At 63.9% G+C, this 17,728-nt stretch carries 14 protein-coding genes and 2 pseudogenes; 11 read left to right on the top strand and 5 right to left on the bottom strand.

Going from position 1 to position 17,728, the window contains the following annotated elements; all coding sequences use genetic code 11:
* Window positions 1-7 precede the first annotated feature (7 nt).
* The 5 genes and pseudogenes from QSV46_RS04765 to QSV46_RS04745 all read left to right on the top strand — a co-directional run.
* A pseudogene (locus QSV46_RS04765) lies at window positions 8-297 on the top strand (DsrE family protein); the annotation flags it as partial.
* 208 nt (window positions 298-505) lie between these two features.
* Window positions 506-829: a metalloregulator ArsR/SmtB family transcription factor gene (locus QSV46_RS04760; RefSeq protein ID WP_314947192.1), complete on the top strand. Its 324-nt coding sequence runs from the start codon at window positions 506-508 to the stop codon at window positions 827-829.
* Window positions 826-1,257 carry an SRPBCC domain-containing protein gene (locus QSV46_RS04755; RefSeq protein ID WP_314947189.1) on the top strand — a complete coding sequence of 144 codons (432 nt, stop codon included), beginning with the start codon at window positions 826-828 and terminating at the stop codon, window positions 1,255-1,257. The genes QSV46_RS04760 and QSV46_RS04755 overlap by 4 nt, the downstream gene beginning before the upstream one ends.
* Window positions 1,258-1,299: 42 nt before the next feature.
* Window positions 1,300-1,506 (top strand): hypothetical protein, encoded by a 207-nt coding sequence (locus QSV46_RS04750; RefSeq protein ID WP_314947186.1) that lies wholly within the window; start codon window positions 1,300-1,302, stop codon window positions 1,504-1,506.
* A 13-nt stretch (window positions 1,507-1,519) separates the two neighbouring features.
* Window positions 1,520-1,957 (top strand): DUF1801 domain-containing protein, encoded by a 438-nt coding sequence (locus tag QSV46_RS04745; protein WP_314947183.1) that lies wholly within the window; start codon window positions 1,520-1,522, stop codon window positions 1,955-1,957.
* Window positions 1,958-2,185: 228 nt separating this feature from the next.
* On the opposite strand, the gene QSV46_RS04740 is transcribed toward QSV46_RS04745, so the two are convergent.
* The 4 genes from QSV46_RS04740 to QSV46_RS04725 form a co-directional block, all read right to left on the bottom strand.
* Window positions 2,186-3,721, bottom strand: coding sequence for a SpoVR family protein (locus QSV46_RS04740; RefSeq protein ID WP_314947180.1), 1,536 nt, complete (start codon window positions 3,719-3,721; stop codon window positions 2,186-2,188).
* Window positions 3,718-4,995 (bottom strand): YeaH/YhbH family protein, encoded by a 1,278-nt coding sequence (locus QSV46_RS04735; RefSeq protein WP_314947879.1) that lies wholly within the window; start codon window positions 4,993-4,995, stop codon window positions 3,718-3,720. The genes QSV46_RS04740 and QSV46_RS04735 overlap by 4 nt, the downstream gene beginning before the upstream one ends.
* A 19-nt stretch (window positions 4,996-5,014) precedes the next feature.
* Window positions 5,015-6,958 carry a PrkA family serine protein kinase gene (locus tag QSV46_RS04730; protein WP_314947177.1) on the bottom strand — a complete coding sequence of 648 codons (1,944 nt, stop codon included), beginning with the start codon at window positions 6,956-6,958 and terminating at the stop codon, window positions 5,015-5,017.
* 297 nt (window positions 6,959-7,255) lie between these two features.
* Window positions 7,256-7,918 (bottom strand): STM3941 family protein, encoded by a 663-nt coding sequence (locus QSV46_RS04725; protein WP_314947175.1) that lies wholly within the window; start codon window positions 7,916-7,918, stop codon window positions 7,256-7,258.
* A gap of 300 nt (window positions 7,919-8,218) precedes the next feature.
* Here QSV46_RS04725 and QSV46_RS04720 point away from each other — a divergent pair, with 300 nt between their 5' ends.
* From QSV46_RS04720 to QSV46_RS04695, 6 genes and pseudogenes are all read left to right on the top strand, one after another.
* Window positions 8,219-11,068: a bifunctional transaldolase/phosoglucose isomerase gene (locus QSV46_RS04720; protein WP_314947173.1), complete on the top strand. Its 2,850-nt coding sequence runs from the start codon at window positions 8,219-8,221 to the stop codon at window positions 11,066-11,068.
* A 12-nt stretch (window positions 11,069-11,080) separates the two neighbouring features.
* Window positions 11,081-12,079, top strand: a complete 999-nt coding sequence (gene gnd / locus QSV46_RS04715; protein WP_314947171.1) for a phosphogluconate dehydrogenase (NAD(+)-dependent, decarboxylating) — start codon at window positions 11,081-11,083, stop codon at window positions 12,077-12,079.
* A gap of 28 nt (window positions 12,080-12,107) precedes the next feature.
* Window positions 12,108-13,619, top strand: coding sequence for a glucose-6-phosphate dehydrogenase (zwf, locus tag QSV46_RS04710; protein ID WP_314947169.1), 1,512 nt, complete (start codon window positions 12,108-12,110; stop codon window positions 13,617-13,619).
* Window positions 13,619-14,368 (top strand): 6-phosphogluconolactonase, encoded by a 750-nt coding sequence (gene pgl / locus QSV46_RS04705; RefSeq protein WP_314947877.1) that lies wholly within the window; start codon window positions 13,619-13,621, stop codon window positions 14,366-14,368. Before zwf ends, pgl begins: the two co-directional genes overlap by 1 nt.
* Window positions 14,268-14,789: pseudogene (locus QSV46_RS04700) on the top strand (gluconokinase); the annotation flags it as partial. The gene pgl and the pseudogene QSV46_RS04700, both read left to right, overlap by 101 nt.
* A 117-nt stretch (window positions 14,790-14,906) precedes the next feature.
* Complete coding sequence (locus QSV46_RS04695; protein WP_314947876.1) at window positions 14,907-15,719, top strand: HAD family hydrolase; 813 nt, start codon at window positions 14,907-14,909, stop codon at window positions 15,717-15,719.
* Window positions 15,720-15,900: 181 nt separating this feature from the next.
* Here the strand turns inward: QSV46_RS04695 and QSV46_RS04690 are convergent, their stop codons facing one another.
* A complete protein-coding gene (locus QSV46_RS04690; protein WP_314947167.1) occupies window positions 15,901-17,703 on the bottom strand; it encodes a glycoside hydrolase family 15 protein in 1,803 nt (600 codons plus the stop codon).
* Window positions 17,704-17,728: the final 25 nt, after the last annotated feature.

The following is a 17,728-nucleotide window of genomic DNA, read 5'->3' as shown; positions in this document are numbered from 1 at the left end:
TCCTTGCATCCAGAACCACATCGACGGCGTCGGCGGGCCCGAGCACGTGACGATCGCGCTGGTGATCCACGGGCCGGCGCTGAAGCGTTTCACGCGGCGCATGCCAATCCTGACGTCAGCAGGCGCCTCGGCGATTTCTCCAAGGACGGCGTCGAGCTCGCGGCGTGCGGCAACACGATGCAGGCGCAGAACGTCGCGCTCACTGATCTCTTGCCGGGCTTCGTCAGTGCGGAGAACGACGGCGTGGTGCGCCTGGCCGAGCTGCAGTCGCAGGGGTACCTGTATTTGCGGCCGTAGCGTTGCGCGGGTGTCGCTACATTCTGCTAGCGCAGCGAAGCAATCCAGTCCCTCCGCGAAGACAGACTGGATTGCTTCGTCGCAAGGGCTCCTCGCAATGACGGCGGAGAGGATTGCGCGCGTCACGACCAGATCCTCCCGGCGCGCTTGACTTACCCATAACTCTACGGTTATTAATAATCCATAATCTCATGGTTATGGGTTTCGCATGTCCGCCGCGCACGATCTTCTGTTCAGGACGCTCGCCGATCCGACCCGGCGGGCAATCTTCGAGCGGCTGTGCCGCGAGGGCGAGCAGACGGTCCGGGTGCTGACGGCGCATTCGGGCGTTTCCCAGCCTGCGGTGTCGAAACATCTCGGCGCACTGAAGCAGGCCGGCCTTGTCCGCGACCGCCATGAGGGACGCCAGACCCATTACAGCGCGCAACCGGGCGCGCTGAATCCGCTGGTCGACTGGACCAGCCAGATGGCCGGCTTCTGGCAGAACCGGCTCGATGCGCTCGACGATCTCCTGAAGAGGATGGACCAATGACCGGAAGTTCCGCCGAAACCCGCTCCGTTGTCGTCGAACGCGTATTTGCCTTTCCCGCCGAGCGGCTCTGGCGCGCGCTGACGCAGCCGCACCTGATCGAGGAATGGCTGATGAAGAACGACTTCAAGCCATCGGTCGGTCATCGCTTCAATCTTCGCGGCGAATGGGGCGGCGTGCTGGACTGCGAGGTCCTCACCGTCGAGCCGCAACGCACGCTCGCCTATACCTGGAATTTCTCGCATGAGGATGCGGCGTTCGACCTGAAAAGCGTCGTCACCTTCACGCTGACACCGACGAATGCGGGCACTCACCTGCGTGTCGAGCAGGCGGGCTTCAGCCCGACGCAGAAGCAGGCTTACGGCGGCGCGCATGCCGGCTGGAAGCAGTTCTTCACCAAGCTGGACGAAGTGCTGGCGCGAGCCGAGTAGCGCGGTCGGCGTCCATTCTGATCATTTGCAAAGGAGGTCTCATTGAGTTCGAACATATGGATTCGGCAGATCCATCGCTGGCTGTCGATCGCTTTCACGCTGACAGTGATCGCGAACATCGTCGCGATGATCATGCAGATGCAGGCGGTGTGGATCGGTTTGCTGGCGCTCGTGCCGCTGATTCCGTTGCTGATCACCGGGCTTTACTTGTTCGCGCTGCCCTATGTCAGCCGGCGCAGCAACGTGTGAACGAGGCGCAATCATGAAGAAAGCCGTAACCGCAAGTGCCAGCGCGAAGCAGGCGACCGGAGCTTCCCCCTCCAAGATGATCGACGGCAGGATCAAGGAGCTCGACGATTGGCGCGGCGAGACGCTTGGGCGGGTTCGAGCTTTGATCAAGGACGCCGACCCCGACATCGTCGAGGAATGGAAGTGGCGCGGCGTTCCCGTGTGGGAGCACGACGGCATCATCTGCACCGGCGAGACCTACAAGGCCGTGGTGAAGCTGACCTTTGCCCGGGGCGCCGCACTGGATGACCCATCAGGCCTGTTCAACTCGAGCCTCGACGGCAATGTACGCCGCGCGATCGACATTCGCGAAGGCGAAAAGATCAACGAGAAGGCGTTAAAGGCGCTGATCCGCGCGGCCGTGGCGCTGAATGCGTCCAAGAAGAAGCCGGCGAAAAAGCGGTCGGCGTAGAGCACTTTTGTCGATGCGAAATTCTTGATGGCGACCAGAACAAGCGCCTCGTCCTTCGAGACGACCGCTCCGCGGTCTCCTCAGGATGAGGCTAAGCAGCATCTCGATCTGTCGAATTGCAGCCGCACACTCCTTCCTCATCCTGAGGGCCCAAAGGCGGGCGTCTCGAAGGATGGGCAGCGGACGAGAAATCCGCCACGTCGATGCTCCGGGAGCTGACGGCCGGTCTCAGGCCGCCGCCGTGATCGGACGCGGGCTCACGACGTATTCGCGCAAGACCTTGTCCTGGGCATCGACTTCGATCAGAGCAACGTCGTAGGTCCAGAGATCGGCGAGGTGCTGGAGCACCCGCTTGGCGTCGGTCTCGTTGAGCTGCGCGCCCTTGATGACGTGGTGATGCAGGATCAGGCGGCGGTCGCCGGACAGATCGACGTCGACCACCTCGATATTGGCGTCGATGTAGCCGACATCGTGCTGCCGCGCCAATTCGCGGCGGACGCGGCGGAAGCCGCGCTCGTCGTGGATGGCATCGACCCTTATGCCGGCACGCTCCTCGGGATCGTCGTGCAGGTGGAACATGCGCAGATGCCGCATCAGCTTCGGGCTCAGGAACTGGGCGATGAAGCTTTCGTCGCGGTAGTTGGCCCAGACGTCGCGCAGGACACCCATCACGTCGTTCTTGCCGGCGATGTCGGGGAACCACTCGCGGTCCTCGTCCTCCGGCCTGGCGACGATGCGCTCGATGTCCTGCATCATTGCGAAGCCGAGTGCATAGGGATTGAAGCCGGAGAAGCGCGGATCGTCGAATTCGGGCTGGAACACCACATTGGTGTGCGATCCCAGGAATTCGAGGAAGTTGCCGTCGCTGATGCGGCCCTGCTGATGCAGCTTGGTCATGATGCGGTAGTGGACGTAGGTCGCCGTCCCCTCGTTCATCACCTTGGTCTGGCTCTGCGGATAGAAATATTGCGCGATGTGGCGGACGATGCGCAGCAGCTCGCGCTGCCAGGGCGCCAGCCGCGGCGCGCTCTTCTCGAGGAAGTAGAGCAGGTTTTCCTGCGGCAGGCCGAGCAGCTTGCGGCGGCGCTCGAGGCTGAGCGCGGACTTGCTCTTGGCAGCGCCCTTGGGGACGGTGCGCCAGAGGTCGTTGAAGACCTCTTCCTCGTGCTGGCGGCGGCGCCCTGCCCGCTTCTCCTCGGCGCGCAGATCCAGCTTCTTCTTGCCGGGATAGCGGTCAATGCCGTGCGACATCAGCGCATGCGCGGCATCAAGGGTACGCTCGACCTCGGTGCGGCCGTAGCGTTCCTCGCAGCTCATCACATAGTTCTTGGCGAAATCGAGATAATCCAGAATGCCGTCGGCATCGGTCCATTGCTTGAACAGATAGTTGTTCTTGAAGAAGTGGTTGTGACCGAAGGCCGCGTGCGCGATCACCAGCGTCTGCATCGTCGCGGTGTTCTCCTCCATCAGGTAGGAGATGCAGGGCGAGGAGTTGATCACGATCTCATAGGCAAGCCCCATCAGGCCCTTGCGGTAGGACGCCTCGTGATATGCGAACTGCTTGCCGAACGACCAGTGCTTGTAGAACAAGGGCATGCCGACCGATGAGTAGGCATCCAGCATCTGCTCGGCGGTGATGACCTCGATCTGGTTCGGATAGACGTCGAGCCCGAGATCGTTCTTCGCCACCTCCTCGCAGGCATCGGTGATGCGCTGCAAGGTGTGAAAATCCCAATCCGCGCCTTCGAACAATCTTTCCGTCATGGAGCAGTTTTCTCCTGGGCAGTGTCGCGGCGCTGGAACAGGTCATGGAACACCGGAAAGATCTCGCTGCGCTCAGAGACCTTGCGCATCGAGAGCGGTGCGCCGCTGTTGCGCAGGCGCTCATAGAGGGTCCAGAGTGAGGAGTCGGAGAGATCGAAGGCACTGCCGCCTGATTCCCCGACCTCGAGATAGGCAAAGAACTGGCAGACCGGCAAAATCTTGTCGGTCAGCAGCATGCCCGTGAGCTCGCCGTCGGAATAGGAATTGTCGCCGTCGGAAGCCTGCGCGGCGTAGATATTCCAGTCCAACGGGTTGAAGCGCTCGCGCACGATCTCGTGCATCGCCTGCAGGGCGCTCGAGACTAGCGTGCCGCCGGAGGCCGGGCCGTAGAAGAAGGTCTGCTCGTCGACCTCCTCGGCACGGTCGGTGTGGCGAATGAAGACGATCTCGACATGCTTGTAGCGGCGTTTCAGGAACACGTAGAGTAGCATGTAGAAGCGCTTGGCGAGATCCTTCATGTGCTCGGACATCGAGCCCGAGACGTCCATCAGGCAGAACATCACCGCCTGCGCGACCGGCCGCGGCATCTTCTCGTAGCGGCGGTAGCGGATGTCGAGCGGGTCGATGAAAGGAATGCGCTTGGTCTTCGCCTTCAGCTTTTCGAGCTCGGCGAGCAGCACCACACGCTCGTCCTCGTCGGTGCATGCCGCGATCGCGGCTTCCAGCTCCTCGATTTCATCCTTGCGGGGACGCTTGAGCGCGATGCGGCGCGCCAGCGCGAGCCGGACCGTACGGCTGACCGAGATGTTGGCGGGCGAGCCCGACGTGGTGTAGCCGGCGCGCTGGATCCCCTCGCTCTCGGTCTGCGCGATCTTGCGCTTGGCAAGATCCGGCAGTTCGAGATCGTCGAGGAAGAGATCGACGAATTCGTCGCGGCTGAGGACAAAGCGGAAGGCGTCCTCGCTGTCGCCTTCACCGGGACCGGAATCCTTGGCGCTGCCCTGGCCGGAGCGCTGGAGATAATCGCCCTCGATGAACTTCTTGTTCCCGGGCAGCACCATGTCGCGCGTTCCGCCATCACGGCGGAAACGCGGCTCGTGCATGCCGTCGAGCGGTATCGTGACCTCACCACCCTCCAGGACATCCTTGATGTCGCGTTCCTGCGAGGTCTTCTTGACGGCGCCCTGCACCAGGGATTTGGCCCGACGCAAGAACCGCTGCCGGTTCTCAAGGCTCTTGCCGCCTGGATTCAGGCGCCTGTCAATAATGTGAATCGGCACTTTTCCATCCGCCTCAACCGGCCTGCTTCACGCGCATGTACCATTCGACGAGCCGGCGAACCTGACGCTCGGTGTAGCCGCGCTCCACCATGCGAGCGACGAACTCGCCGTGCTTCTTCTCCGTCTCGCCGTCCTTCTTCGACCCGAAGGAGATGACCGGAAGCAGGTCCTCGACTTGGGAGAATATCCGCTTTTCGATCACGTCGCGAATCTTCTCGTAGGAGGTCCAGGTCGGATTCTTGCCGCCGTTCTGGGCCCGCGAGCGTAACGAGAATTTGACCACCTCGTTCCGGAAGTCCTTCGGGTTGGCGATCCCCGCCGGCTTCTCGATTTTCGTCAGTTCCTGGTTCAAAAGCTCGCGATCGAGCAGCTGACCGGTGTCGGGATCCTTGAAGTCCTGATCCTCGATCCAGGCATCGGCATAATCGACATAGCGGTCGAACAGGTTCTGGCCGTAATCCGAGTAGGATTCCAGATAGGCCTTCTGGATCTCGTTGCCGATGAACTCGGCATAGCGCGGCGCAAGGTCAGCCTTGATGAATTCGAGATAGCGCTTCTCGACCTCCTCGGGCAGCTGCTCGCGGCGGATCGATTGCTCCAGCGCGTACATCAGATGCACGGCGTCGGCGGCAACTTCCTGCGGATCGTGATTGAAGGTCGCAGCCAGGATCTTGAAGGCGAAGCGGGTCGAGACGCCGTCCATGCCTTCGTCGACGCCGGCGGCATCGCGATATTCCTGGACGCTGCGCGCCTTCGGATCGGATTCCTTCAGGCTTTCGCCGTCGTAAACCCGCATCTTGGCGAACACGGTGGAATTTTCGTGCCTGCGCAGGCGCGACATCACCGAGAACCGCGCCAACGTCTCCAGGGTCGAGGGCGCGCACGGCGCGGCCGCCAGCTCGGAGCCTTGGATCAGCTTCTCGTAGATCTTCTGCTCCTCCGTGGTCCGCAGGCAATAGGGCACCTTGATCACGCAGATGCGGTCGATGAAGGCCTCGTTGTTCTTGTTGGACTTGAAGCTCGCCCACTCCGCTTCGTTGGAGTGCGCGAGGATGACGCCGGTGAAGGGGATCGCGCCGATATTCTCGGTGCCGATGTAGTTGCCTTCCTGCGTCGCGGTCAGCAACGGATGCAGCATCTTGATCGGCGCCTTGAACATTTCGACGAACTCCAGCACGCCCTGGTTGGCGCGGTTGAGGCCGCCGGAATAGCTGTAGGCGTCGGGATCGTTCTGCGCATAGGTCTCGAGCTTGCGGATATCGACCTTGCCGACCAGCGAGGAGATGTCCTGGTTGTTCTCGTCACCGGGCTCGGTCTTGGCGATCCCGATCTGGCGCAGACGCGACGGCTGGATCTTGGCGACGCGGAATTGCGAGATGTCACCGCCGAAGGCTTCCAGCCGCTTGTAGCACCACGGGCTCATCAGGCCGGTGAGGCGACGGCGCGGAATGCCGTATTTCTCCTCCAGCATCGGCCCGAGTTGATCGGGATCGAACAGGCTGAGCGGGCTTTCGAACACGGGGGAGAGCTCGTCGCCGGCCTTGAGCACGTAGATCGGATGGACTTCCATCAGCGACTTGAGCCGCTCGGCGAGCGAGGACTTGCCGCCGCCGACCGGTCCGAGCAGGTAGAGAATCTGCTTGCGCTCTTCGAGGCCCTGGGCGGCGTGACGAAAGAAACCAACGATGCGCTCGATGGTTTCTTCCATGCCGTAGAAGCCGGCGAAGGCCGGATAGGTGCGGATCGTGCGGTTCAAAAAAATACGGCCAAGGCGTGGGTCCTTGGCCGTGTCAATCGTCTGGGGTTCACCGATCGCAGCTAGCAGTCGTTCGGCCGCATTCGCGTATTTCATGGGATCGCTTCGACACGATTCCAGATATTCCGCCATCGACATGTCGTGCTGGCTTCTCGCCTCGAACGACCGAGCGAAAGCGTTGAATAGAGAATCGTTGTACATGATCCCTCTCCGCGTGAGTTCCGCTACAAGCTGAAACGAAAGCAGTTGCCGGACCGTTCCTCAGGCCGTTTCGAATCAGCGTGAGCACATGACGATCATTGGACACCCGGGTGCCGACACGACGCAACGTACAAGGTAGGCACTCGCTGAATTACGAACAGGCACCTGCCTGTATTTTGTGCGAATCTGCATCCATCTTCGCTCATTTCCAGAAATTGTCACTCGGTCGCCACATCCGGGCAATACCGGGGATGAGTCCATCCGGCACCGCAGCATAGCGAACCGCGAGCGGCGATCTTATGACCCTTGTACGGCGAAGCCTTGCACGCCGCGTTCATCTTCCTGCTGCAATGCGGCGCGCGGGCTGCTTGCAGCATGACAATCGCGGCAAGCGCGCAGCAATGTATCAAAATCGGCCGCCAACCCCTCCGAGCGGATGACAATCCGATCGTTTCGCCGATCGTTTCGCCGATCGTTCTGCGCGCGGCGCGCCATGGTGCGGATGGCGCCGAGCTGGCGCTGCAAGGCCGGCGTCGGCGTCAGCACGATCATCTTGCGCCCGCGGCATTCTTCGGCCGAAATCTCCGCAATCGAGTCCCACAGCAGAAATTCATTGCCGATGCGGAGATCGCGGATGCCATAGGCGGTGACGATCACGACCGCCCCCCGTTCGGCGGGCAGCATCCAGATCAGCCGGCCGGTCACGAGGCCAAACACCACGACCCCGGCGTAGCCGGCCATCGTATCGTAGTCGCCGAGACCGTCCCACCAGTCGAAGGCAAGGGTCGCACTGAGCAGGGTCATCGCGAAGCCCGCCGCGACCAGCAGCCGCAGCGAGGTCGTACATGGGCCGATTTCGAGATCGTGGGACGCGTCGATGCAAATGGACGTTGGATTGTCGGCAGTGGCGAACAACAGGCCGTCACGATGTGCGTGCATGCTTTCCCCCAGCATGGCCATTCGCGGCCGAGCCACGATGCGTCAGGCGAACCGCAATCCGCTGACGGCACTCCGCGCAGCCACTGGCCGGCAAGACGAAGCGGCTGACGTTACGCGACAAGACCTGGCCTCCGGCCAACGACCTTTTACGCAACACACCTACTTCCGCCTGGGATCGCCAAGATCGCGACGGAGTTACACTGAGAGTATGACGTTCGTACCCTTGATTGGTTCCCTCCCGGGAGCATGTAGGCTAGAGGATAGCGCGTCAGGACCGGCGCGGAAACCCCTCGCCCGCAGGCTTGGAGATAAATAAGCATCATGAATCCCGTCAAAGAACTGGAAAAGCACGGACAAGCCGTCTGGCTGGACTTCCTCGCCCGCGGCTTCATCGCCAAGGGCGATTTGAAGCGGCTGATCGACACCGACGGCGTCAAGGGCGTCACCTCCAACCCCTCGATCTTCGAGAAGGCGATCGGCAGCTCGGACGAGTACGACGCCCCGATCGGCAAGGCGCTGAAGCGCAGCGACCGGACCGTGGCCGATTTGTTCGAGGCCGTCGCGGTCGAGGACATCCAGAACGCCGCCGACGTGCTGCGCCCGGTCTATGACCGCCTCAAGGGGGGCGACGGCTATGTCAGTCTCGAGGTCTCGCCCTATCTGGCGATGGACACAGCTGGCACGATCGCTGAAGCACGGCGGCTCTGGAAGGACGTTGGCCGCAAGAATTTGATGGTGAAGGTGCCGGCAACACCGGAGGGCCTGCCGGCGATCGAGACGCTGATCGGCGACGGCATCAGCATCAACATCACGCTGCTGTTCTCGAAGGCAGTCTATCTCCAGGTGGCCGAAGCCTATCTCGCGGGTCTAGAGAAATACGTCGCCGGCGGCGGCGACCCCTCGCATGTGGCGAGCGTGGCGAGCTTCTTCGTCAGCCGCATCGACTCGGTCGTCGACAAGCAGCTCGACGAGAAGATCGCCCGGGCCAACGATCCCTCCGAGAAGGAGCGGCTCGCCGCCCTGAAGGGCAAGGTCGCCATCGCCAACGCCAAGGTCGCCTACCAGGACTACAAGCGCCTGTTCTCGGGTCCCCGCTGGGACAAGCTCGCCGCCAAGGGCGCCAAGCCGCAGCGCATGCTGTGGGCCTCGACCGGCACCAAGAACAAGGACTACAGCGACGTCCTCTATGTCGAGGAGCTGATCGGCCCCGACACCATCAACACCGTGCCGCCGGCGACGCTGGACGCATTCCGCGATCACGGCAAGCCGCGCGACAGCCTGGAAGAGAATGTCGAGGACGCAAGCCGCGTGCTGGAAGAGCTCGAACGCTCCGGCGTCTCGCTCGATGCGATCACCGAGGAGCTGGTCAAGGACGGCGTCAAGCAGTTCGCCGACGCCGCCGACAAGCTCTATGGCGCCGTCGCCCACAAGCGCACCACCGTGCTCGGGCCCGCGCTCGACCGCCAGCTTCTCTCGCTCGGCGACGGGCTCGGCAAGGCGGTGGCCAAGAGCACCGAGGAATGGCGTGCGTCGGCAAAAATCCGCAGGCTTTGGCAGCGCGACAAATCGGTCTGGACCGGCGCGGACGAAGACAAATGGCTCGGCTGGCTCGACAGCCCGGCAAAGGTCGAGGTCGCCGACTACGAGGACTATGCGGGCCGCGTGAAGGGCCAGAAATTCTCCGACGCGGTCGTGCTCGGCATGGGCGGATCGAGCCTCGGGCCGGAGGTGCTGGCCGAAACGTTCGGGAAAAAGCCCGGCTTCCCGAAGCTGCACGTGCTGGATTCCACCGATCCGGCGCAGGTGCGGGCGATGGAAGCGAAGATCGACATCGCCAACACCGTGTTCATCGTCTCCAGCAAATCCGGCGGCACCACCGAGCCGAACGCGATGAAGGACTACTTCCACGAGCGCGTCGCGCAGGCGGTCGGGCCGAAGGTGAAGACCGGCCATCGCTTCATCGCGGTGACCGATCCCGGCTCGTCGCTGGAGAAGGCGGCCAAGAAGCTGAACTACGCCCGCATCTTCCACGGCGAGCCCTCGATCGGCGGCCGCTATTCGGTGCTCTCGCCGTTCGGCCTGGTGCCGGCGGCAACTGCGGGCATCGACGTCAAGACCTTCGTCAAGCATGCGCTGGCGATGGCCCGTTCCTGCGGGCCGGACGTGCCGCCAAGTGAGAACCCCGGCGTGCAGCTCGGCCTTGCCATGGGCCTTGCGGCGCTCGAAGGCCGCGACAAGGTGACGATCCTGTCGTCGAAGAAGATCGCCGATTTCGGCGCCTGGGCCGAACAGCTCATCGCGGAATCGACCGGCAAGGAGGGCAAGGGCCTAATCCCGATCGACGGTGAGCCGCTGGGCGAGCCCTCGCTTTACGGCGACGACCGCTTCTTCATCGACATCCGCATCGAGGGCGAGGCGGATGCAGCCCATGACTCCCAGCTTGCCGCGATCGAAGCGGCCGGCCATCCCGTGGTACGCATCGCCATGAAGTCGATCGACCATCTCGGCCAGGAGTTCTTCCGCTTCGAGATGGCGACGGCGGTGGCGGGCAGCATCCTCGGCATCAACCCGTTCGACCAGCCCGACGTGGAAGCGGCCAAGATCAAGACTCGCGAACTCACCGCCTCCTTCGAGAAGACCGGTGCGCTGCCGGCGGAGCAGCCGGTGGTCAGCACCGACGAGGCCGATCTCTACACCGACGAGGCCAACGCCACGGCGTTGCGCGCTGCCGGCGCCAATGGCGACCTCACCTCATGGCTCAAGGCGCATCTCTCGCGCTCCGCCCACGGCGACTACGTCGCCCTGCTCGGCTACATCGCGCGGGACAAGGTGACGATCGACGCGCTCCAGGCGATGCGCCTCGAAGTGCGCGAGAAGCGCCATGTCGCGACCTGCGCCGAGTTCGGCCCCCGCTTCCTGCACTCGACGGGACAGGCCTACAAGGGCGGGCCCGACAGCGGCGTGTTCCTCCAGATCACCGCCGACGATGCCAAGGACCTGGCCGTGCCGGGCCAGAAGGCCAGCTTCGGCGTCATCAAGGCGGCGCAGGCCCGCGGCGACTTCGACGTGCTCACCGAGCGCGGCCGTCGCGCGCTTCGGGTGCACCTGAAGGGTCCGCTCAAGAAAGGCCTCGCGGCGCTCAATGCGGCGCTCAACGACGCACTGAACTAGGGGAATATCTCAATGCAACTCGGCATGATCGGCCTCGGCCGGATGGGCGGCAACATCGTTCGCCGACTGATGCGCCAGGGACATTCGACCGTGGTCTACGACAAGGATGCCAACGCCGTCGCCGGCCTCGCCGCCGACGGCGCGGTCGGCTCGGCGACGCTGGAAGAGTTCATCGCAAAACTCGAGCGGCCGCGCACCGCCTGGGTGATGCTGCCCGCGGGGCGCATCACCGAGACGACGATCGACACGATCGCGGGCGTGATGCAGGAGGGCGACGTCATCATCGACGGCGGCAACACGTTCTGGCAGGACGACGTCCGCCGCGGCAAGGCGCTGAAGGCGCGCGGTATCCACTATGTCGACGTCGGCACCTCCGGCGGCGTCTGGGGCCTCGACCGCGGCTATTGCATGATGATCGGCGGCGAGAAGCCGGTGGTCGACCGGCTCGATCCGATCTTCGCCGCGCTCGCGCCGGGCGCCGGCGACATTCCGCGCACGGAAGGACGCGAGGGGCGCGATCCGCGCATCGAGCAGGGCTACATCCACGCAGGTCCCGTCGGCGCCGGCCACTTCGTCAAGATGATCCACAACGGCATCGAATACGGCCTGATGCAGGCCTACGCCGAAGGATTTGATATCCTCAAGAATGCCAACATCGAGGCCTTGCCGGCGGATCATCGCTACGATTTCGATCTCGCCGACATCGCCGAAGTGTGGCGGCGGGGCAGCGTGATTCCGTCCTGGCTGCTCGACCTCACCTCGACGGCGCTCGCAGATAGCCCGGCACTGGCGGAATATTCCGGCTTCGTCGAGGATTCCGGCGAAGGACGCTGGACCGTGAACGCAGCGATCGACGAGGCGGTGCCTGCCGAAGTGCTGACCGCCGCGCTCTACGCACGTTTCCGTTCCCGCAAGGAACACACCTTCGCCGAAAAAATTCTCTCCGCGATGCGCGCGGGGTTCGGCGGCCATAAGGAGCCGAAGCAGCCGGCCGCTTCGAAGCCGAAATAAGACGCAACAAAACGAAGGCGAACCGTTCGTGACAAAAGACCCGCAAGCCAAGCGCAAGCCGGAAAATTGCGCCTTCGTCATCTTTGGCGTGACCGGCGATCTCACGCACCGCCTGGTGATGCCGTCGCTGTACAATCTCGCCGCCGAGCACCTGCTGCCGGAGAAATTCTGCGTCGTCGGCGTGGCCCGCAGAGGCCAGTCGGACGACGAACTGCGCGACAGCCTGATGAAGGGCCTGCGCCAGTTCGCGACCCGGCCCGTGGACGACGACGTTGCCAAAAAGCTGCTCGAATGCGTGACCTTCGTCGAGGCCGATCCAAAGGACCCGCCCTCCTTTGATCGCCTGCGCGAGCATCTGGATTCACTGGAATGCGCCCAGGAGACCGGTGGCAACCGGCTGTTCTACCTCGCAACCCCGCCTGCCGCGTTCGCGCCGACCGCGCGCGAGCTCGGCCGCACCAGCATGATGAAGGAGAACGGCGCCTGGCGGCGTCTGGTCATCGAAAAGCCGTTTGGCACCGACCTCGCCTCGGCCAAGGCGCTGAATGCCGAGTTGCTGAAGATCATGGACGAGCACCAGATCTACCGGATCGATCACTATCTCGGCAAGGAAACGGTACAGAACATCCTGGTGCTGCGCTTTGCCAACGGCATGTTCGAGCCGATCTGGAATCGCAACCACATCGACCACATCCAGATCACGGTGGAGGAAAAGCTCGGCGTCGGCCATCGCGGCGGCTTCTACGACGCCACCGGCGCACTGCGCGACATGGTGCCGAACCATCTGTTCCAGCTGATGTCGCTGGTCGCGATGGAGCCGCCGGCGCGCTTCGACGCGCATTCCGTCCGCTCGGAGAAGGCCGAAGTGCTCACCTCGATCCAGCAGCCGAGCCACGAGGAGGCCCTGAAGAGCTCGGTCCGTGCGCAATATCTCGCGGGGCGCATCGGCGACGACGAGATCATCGACTATCGCAAGACCGAGGACGTCAAGTCCGGCAGCACCACCGAGACCTTTGTCGCGCTGAAGCTGATGATCGACAATTGGCGCTGGGCCGGCGTGCCGTTCTACTTGCGCACCGGCAAGGCGCTGGGCCACAAGCGCACCGAAGTCGCGATCAAGTTCAAGCAGGCGCCGCTGTCGATGTTCTCAGGCACGACGGTCGACCGTCTCTCGCAAAACTTCCTCACGATCGGCATCGCGCCGACCGAGACGATCGAGCTTCAGTTCAACGCCAAGATCCCGGGGCCGAGCATCACCATCGACGGCGTCGAGATGAAATTCCGCTACGGCGACTATTTCCGCGCCGATCCCTCGACCGGCTACGAGACGCTGATCTACGACTGCATGATCGGCGACAACATCCTGTTCCAGCGCGCCGACGGCATCGAGGCCGGCTGGCAGGCGGTGCAGCCGTTCCTGGATGCCTGGAAGAGTGCCGGCACCAACGGCATCGAGACCTATGAGGCCGGCAGCGACGGCCCGGCCTGCGCTGACGAGCTGCTGCGGCGCGACGGGCGAAGCTGGCGGAAATTTTCGTGATGGCTGCGGCCGGACAGCCGAAGCTGATCGTCGAGGCCGACGCCGAGGCCCTCGCCCGCGCTGCCGCAGAACGGGTGATGGCGCGGATCGCGGCCAATCCCGGGCGGATCGCGATCTGCCTGACCGGCGGCTCCAGCCCGAAGAAGCTCTATCGATTGCTCGGCAGCGATGCCTGGCGCGCAAAAATCCCGTGGGAGCGCGTGCACTGGTTCATCGGCGACGAGCGTCTTGTCCCCGAGAACGATCCCCTCAACAACATGGCGGTCGCGCGCGCGACCTTTCTCGACGGCAACGCGCCCGCCGGCCATATCCACCCGATCCCGACTGCTGCTGAAGATCCGGATCTCAGCGCCGAGGCCTATGCGCGCGAGTTGCAAGGCTTCTACGGCTCGGACCAGCTCGATCCCGCACGTCCTCTGTTCGACATCGTCCTGATGGGCGCTGGCCCGGACGGCCACACCGCCTCATTGTTTCCCGGCTACCCTGAAATCGAGGAAACCAAACGCTGGGCGGTGGGCGTGCCCAAGGCCAATGTCGCGCCGTTCGTGCCGCGGGTCTCGCTCACCATCCCCGTTCTGGCGTCCTGCCGCGAAATGCTGTTCGAGATTGCCGGGCACGACAAGCAACCGATCTTGACGCGCCTGCTCAATGGCGAGACTCTGCCGGCGTTGCGCGCGCGCTCGGAAGGTGAGACCGTCTGGCTGGTCGACCAGGCCGCGCTTCCGGAGGAAATTCGTGGCGGGCACTGAAGCACCTTGTGCGTTGATCGTGATGGGCGTGTCGGGCTCGGGCAAGAGCACGGTTGCGGAGGCGCTGGGCGAGCGGCTCGGCTGGCGCTTCGAGGACGGCGACAGCTTTCATCCCGCCAGCAATGTCGAGAAGATGCGGGCCGGCCATCCCCTGACCGACGAGGACCGCTGGCCCTGGCTCAACGCCATCGCCGACGAGATCGCGCGCGTCTGCGACAAGGGCGAGCACGTCATCATCGCCTGCTCGGCGCTGAAGCACAGCTATCGCGACGTGCTGCTGCGCGGACGCGACGACGTCCGCTTCGTCTTCCTGACGGGCACCAGGGAGCTGATCGCCGAACGGCTCGCGCACCGCAAGGGCCACTTCATGCCGCCAGGGCTGCTGACGAGCCAGTTCAACACGCTGGAGCCGCCGGAGGCGAGCGAGCACGTCATCACCGTCTCGATCGACGAAACCGTCGAGGCGATCGTGGACGGCGTCGTGCGGCAATTGAAATTGAGCGGCGACAAAACGGCCGCCAAACCGAAGGTCCTGCCCATGACGCAAATCTCCCTCGTGGTTTCCGACGTCGACGGCACGCTGCTGACCAAGGACAAGACGCTGACGGAGCGGGCGAGGTCCGCGGTGCAGCGGCTGCACCAGGCCGGCATCGGCTTCACCATCACCTCCAGCCGCCCCGCCATCGGCATGCGCTTCCTGATCGAGCCGCTGGCGCTCTGGCTGCCGGTCGGCCCGTTCAACGGCTCCTCGATCGTCGATCCCGAGATGAAGCCGGTAGAGCAGCATTTGATTCCGCCAAGCGCCGCCGAACGGTCCTTGCAGATCCTCCGCGAATTCGGCGCCGATATCTGGCTGTTCACCACCGACAAATGGCTGATCGACAAGCCGGAGGGCAGTTATGTCGCGCACGAGCAGCGCACCATCCGCGCCGATCCGACCATCGTGACGGATTTCTCACCGTACCTTGCCAGCGCCTGCAAGATTGTCGGCGCCAGCGCCGATGCCGCGGGCCTCGAGCGTTGCGAGAAGGTGATGCAGCAGGCGCTCGGCGGCGCCGCAACCGCGGTGCGCTCGCAGACCTATTATCTCGACATTACCCCGCCCGGCTTCGACAAGGGCACCTTCGTGCAGGCGATGGCCAAGCGCCTCGGCATTTCCACCAACGCGGTCGCCACCATCGGCGACATGCAGAACGATCTCGCGATGTTCCGCGTCAGCGGCACCTCGATCGCCATGGGCAATGCCGCCGACAACGTCAAGGACCAGGCGACGCATGTCACCGCGACCAACGAGCAGGACGGCTTTGCGGAAGCGATGGAGATGATCCTGAAGCGGAACGGGAGTGGTTAGACGGCCAGCCGGCTCGTTTCACCTCGGCCTCTCGCGGGAGAGGTCGTCGCGTAGCGGCAGGTTAGGGTCCTCTCCTCTCGGGAGCTCTTGCCCGCGGAGGCACCCCCACCCCGGCCCTCCCCCGCAAGCAGGAGAGGGAGCGCACCTCCGCTCGGGATACGAGCTAGACTCATCCACCTCACTACTTCGACCGCTGCACCGCCGGCTTCTGGCTGCCCTGCCGTGCCGCCGAGAGATTGTGCGCGGTGTTGACCAGCGCGATGTGGGTCAGCGCTTGCGGGAAATTGCCGGTCTGACGCCGGGCGTCTGAATCATACTCCTCGGCCAGTAGCCCGACATCGTTCGCGATTGCGACGACGCGATCGAGCAGGACCTGCGCCTTGTCGAGATCACCCGACAGCACATAGGCGTCAGCCAGCCACAGAGTGCAGGCCAGGAACGCCCCTTCGAGCGGCGGCTGTCCCGCGGGCAGCTCGCGCGGGTCGTGCCGCAGCACAAAACCATCCCGCATCAGGCGCTTCTCGACGGCGGCGATGGTGCCGCGGATACGCGGGTCGTCCGCCGGCAGGAAGCCGACGCCCGGCAGCAGCAGCACGCTGGCATCGAGCAGTTTCGAGCCATAGGACTCGACGAAGGCATTTTCCTCCGCGTCGAAGCCGTTGTTGCAGACGTCGCGGTGAATCGCATCGCGCAAGGTTCGCCAGTGCAGCAGTGGCGCCTTGAAGCCGAAGGTCTCGGCGCTCTTGATGCCGCGGTCGAACGCGACCCAGGTCATCACTTTCGAGAAGACGTAGTGTTTCGGTTGCCCACGCCGCTCCCAGATGCCGTGATCGGGCTGGTCCCAGACTTCGGCCAGATGCTTGAGCACGGCGCATTCCAGCGCCCAGGTCGCTTCATCATCGAGCTTGAGCTTGGCCATGCGCGACTGGTGGAACGCGTCGATCAGTTCGCCATAGACGTCGAGCTGGAGCTGCGCATGCGCGGCGTTGCCGACGCGCACCGGCCGGGCGCCCTCGTAGCCGTCGAGCCAGTCCGCCTCCCATTCGAGCAGCCGCCGCTGGCCCCAGATCCCGTACATGATCTGCATGTTCGACGGCGACCCGGCGGCGGCGCGCAGCAGCCAATTGTGCCAGGCCGAGGCTTCCTCGGTATAGCCGGAGTTCATCAGCGCCAGCAGCGTGAAGGTGGCATCGCGCAGCCAGCAGAAGCGGTAGTCCCAGTTCCTGCCGCCGCCGAGCTTTTCCGGCAAGGAGGTGGTCGGCGCCGCGACGATGCCGCCGGTCGGGGCGAAGGTCAGAGCCTTCAGCGTGATCAGCGAGCGCATGATGAGTTCGCGATAGTCGCCGTCGCGGGTGCAATGGCCGCACCAATCCTGCCAGAATTTCTCGGTCTCCTGCAGCGCGATCTCAGGGTCGATCGGGGCGGGCGGATCGAGATGCGAGGGACCGTAGGTCAGAACGAAAGGTATGGTTTCGCCGGCCGCCACCTCGAAATCCGACACCGTGGTCAGATCCTCGCCGCGGGTCTCGACCGGCGTGCGCAGCACGGTCATGTCCTGGCCGGCGACCGCGAGCAGCGAATGGTCGATCCGCCGCACCCAGGGAATGTCGACGCCGAAGCCGAAGCGGATGACGAGCTCCATCCGCATCTTCACCGTACCATTGATGCCGCGCACCAGCCGCACGATGTCGGACGCCTTGCCGCGCGGCGGCATGAAGTCGATCATCGCGACGGCGCCGCTCTTCGTCTCAAAGCGCGTCTCGAGGATCAGGGTGTCGCCGAGATAGCGGCGCGAAATGCGGGTGACATCCTCGCTCGGTGCAATCAGCCAGCGGCCGTTCCTGGATGTACCGAGGATGGCGGCAAAGCAAGCGTCGGAATCGAAGGCCGGCCAGCATAGCCAGTCGATCGAGCCGTTGCGCCCGACCAGCGCCGCCGTCTCGCAATCGCCGATCAGTGCATAGTCCTCGATCCTCTGCAACAATGTCTTGCGCCTGAAAAAACCCGGC

It is taken from the genome of Bradyrhizobium cosmicum (genome assembly GCF_032290525.1).
Classification (GTDB): domain Bacteria; phylum Pseudomonadota; class Alphaproteobacteria; order Rhizobiales; family Xanthobacteraceae; genus Bradyrhizobium; species Bradyrhizobium cosmicum_A.
Note: the sequence above shows the minus strand (reverse complement) of the source record. Positions and strands in the feature narration are given on the sequence as shown.

What these genes read in the sequence shown, in the direction of transcription:
- QSV46_RS04755 (WP_314947189.1), top strand. Translation starts at nt 826, where the DNA reads ATGACCGGAAGTTCCGCCGAAACCCGCTCCGTTGTCGTCGAACGCGTA.
- QSV46_RS04745 (WP_314947183.1), top strand. Translation starts at nt 1,520, where the DNA reads ATGAAGAAAGCCGTAACCGCAAGTGCCAGCGCGAAGCAGGCGACCGGA.
- pgl (WP_314947877.1), top strand. Translation starts at nt 13,619, where the DNA reads ATGGCTGCGGCCGGACAGCCGAAGCTGATCGTCGAGGCCGACGCCGAG.
- QSV46_RS04720 (WP_314947173.1), top strand. Translation starts at nt 8,219, where the DNA reads ATGAATCCCGTCAAAGAACTGGAAAAGCACGGACAAGCCGTCTGGCTG.
- QSV46_RS04740 (WP_314947180.1), bottom strand. Translation starts at nt 3,721, where the DNA reads ATGACGGAAAGATTGTTCGAAGGCGCGGATTGGGATTTTCACACCTTG.
- gnd (WP_314947171.1), top strand. Translation starts at nt 11,081, where the DNA reads ATGCAACTCGGCATGATCGGCCTCGGCCGGATGGGCGGCAACATCGTT.
- QSV46_RS04695 (WP_314947876.1), top strand. Translation starts at nt 14,907, where the DNA reads ATGACGCAAATCTCCCTCGTGGTTTCCGACGTCGACGGCACGCTGCTG.
- QSV46_RS04730 (WP_314947177.1), bottom strand. Translation starts at nt 6,958, where the DNA reads ATGTACAACGATTCTCTATTCAACGCTTTCGCTCGGTCGTTCGAGGCG.
- QSV46_RS04725 (WP_314947175.1), bottom strand. Translation starts at nt 7,918, where the DNA reads ATGGCCATGCTGGGGGAAAGCATGCACGCACATCGTGACGGCCTGTTG.
- QSV46_RS04760 (WP_314947192.1), top strand. Translation starts at nt 506, where the DNA reads ATGTCCGCCGCGCACGATCTTCTGTTCAGGACGCTCGCCGATCCGACC.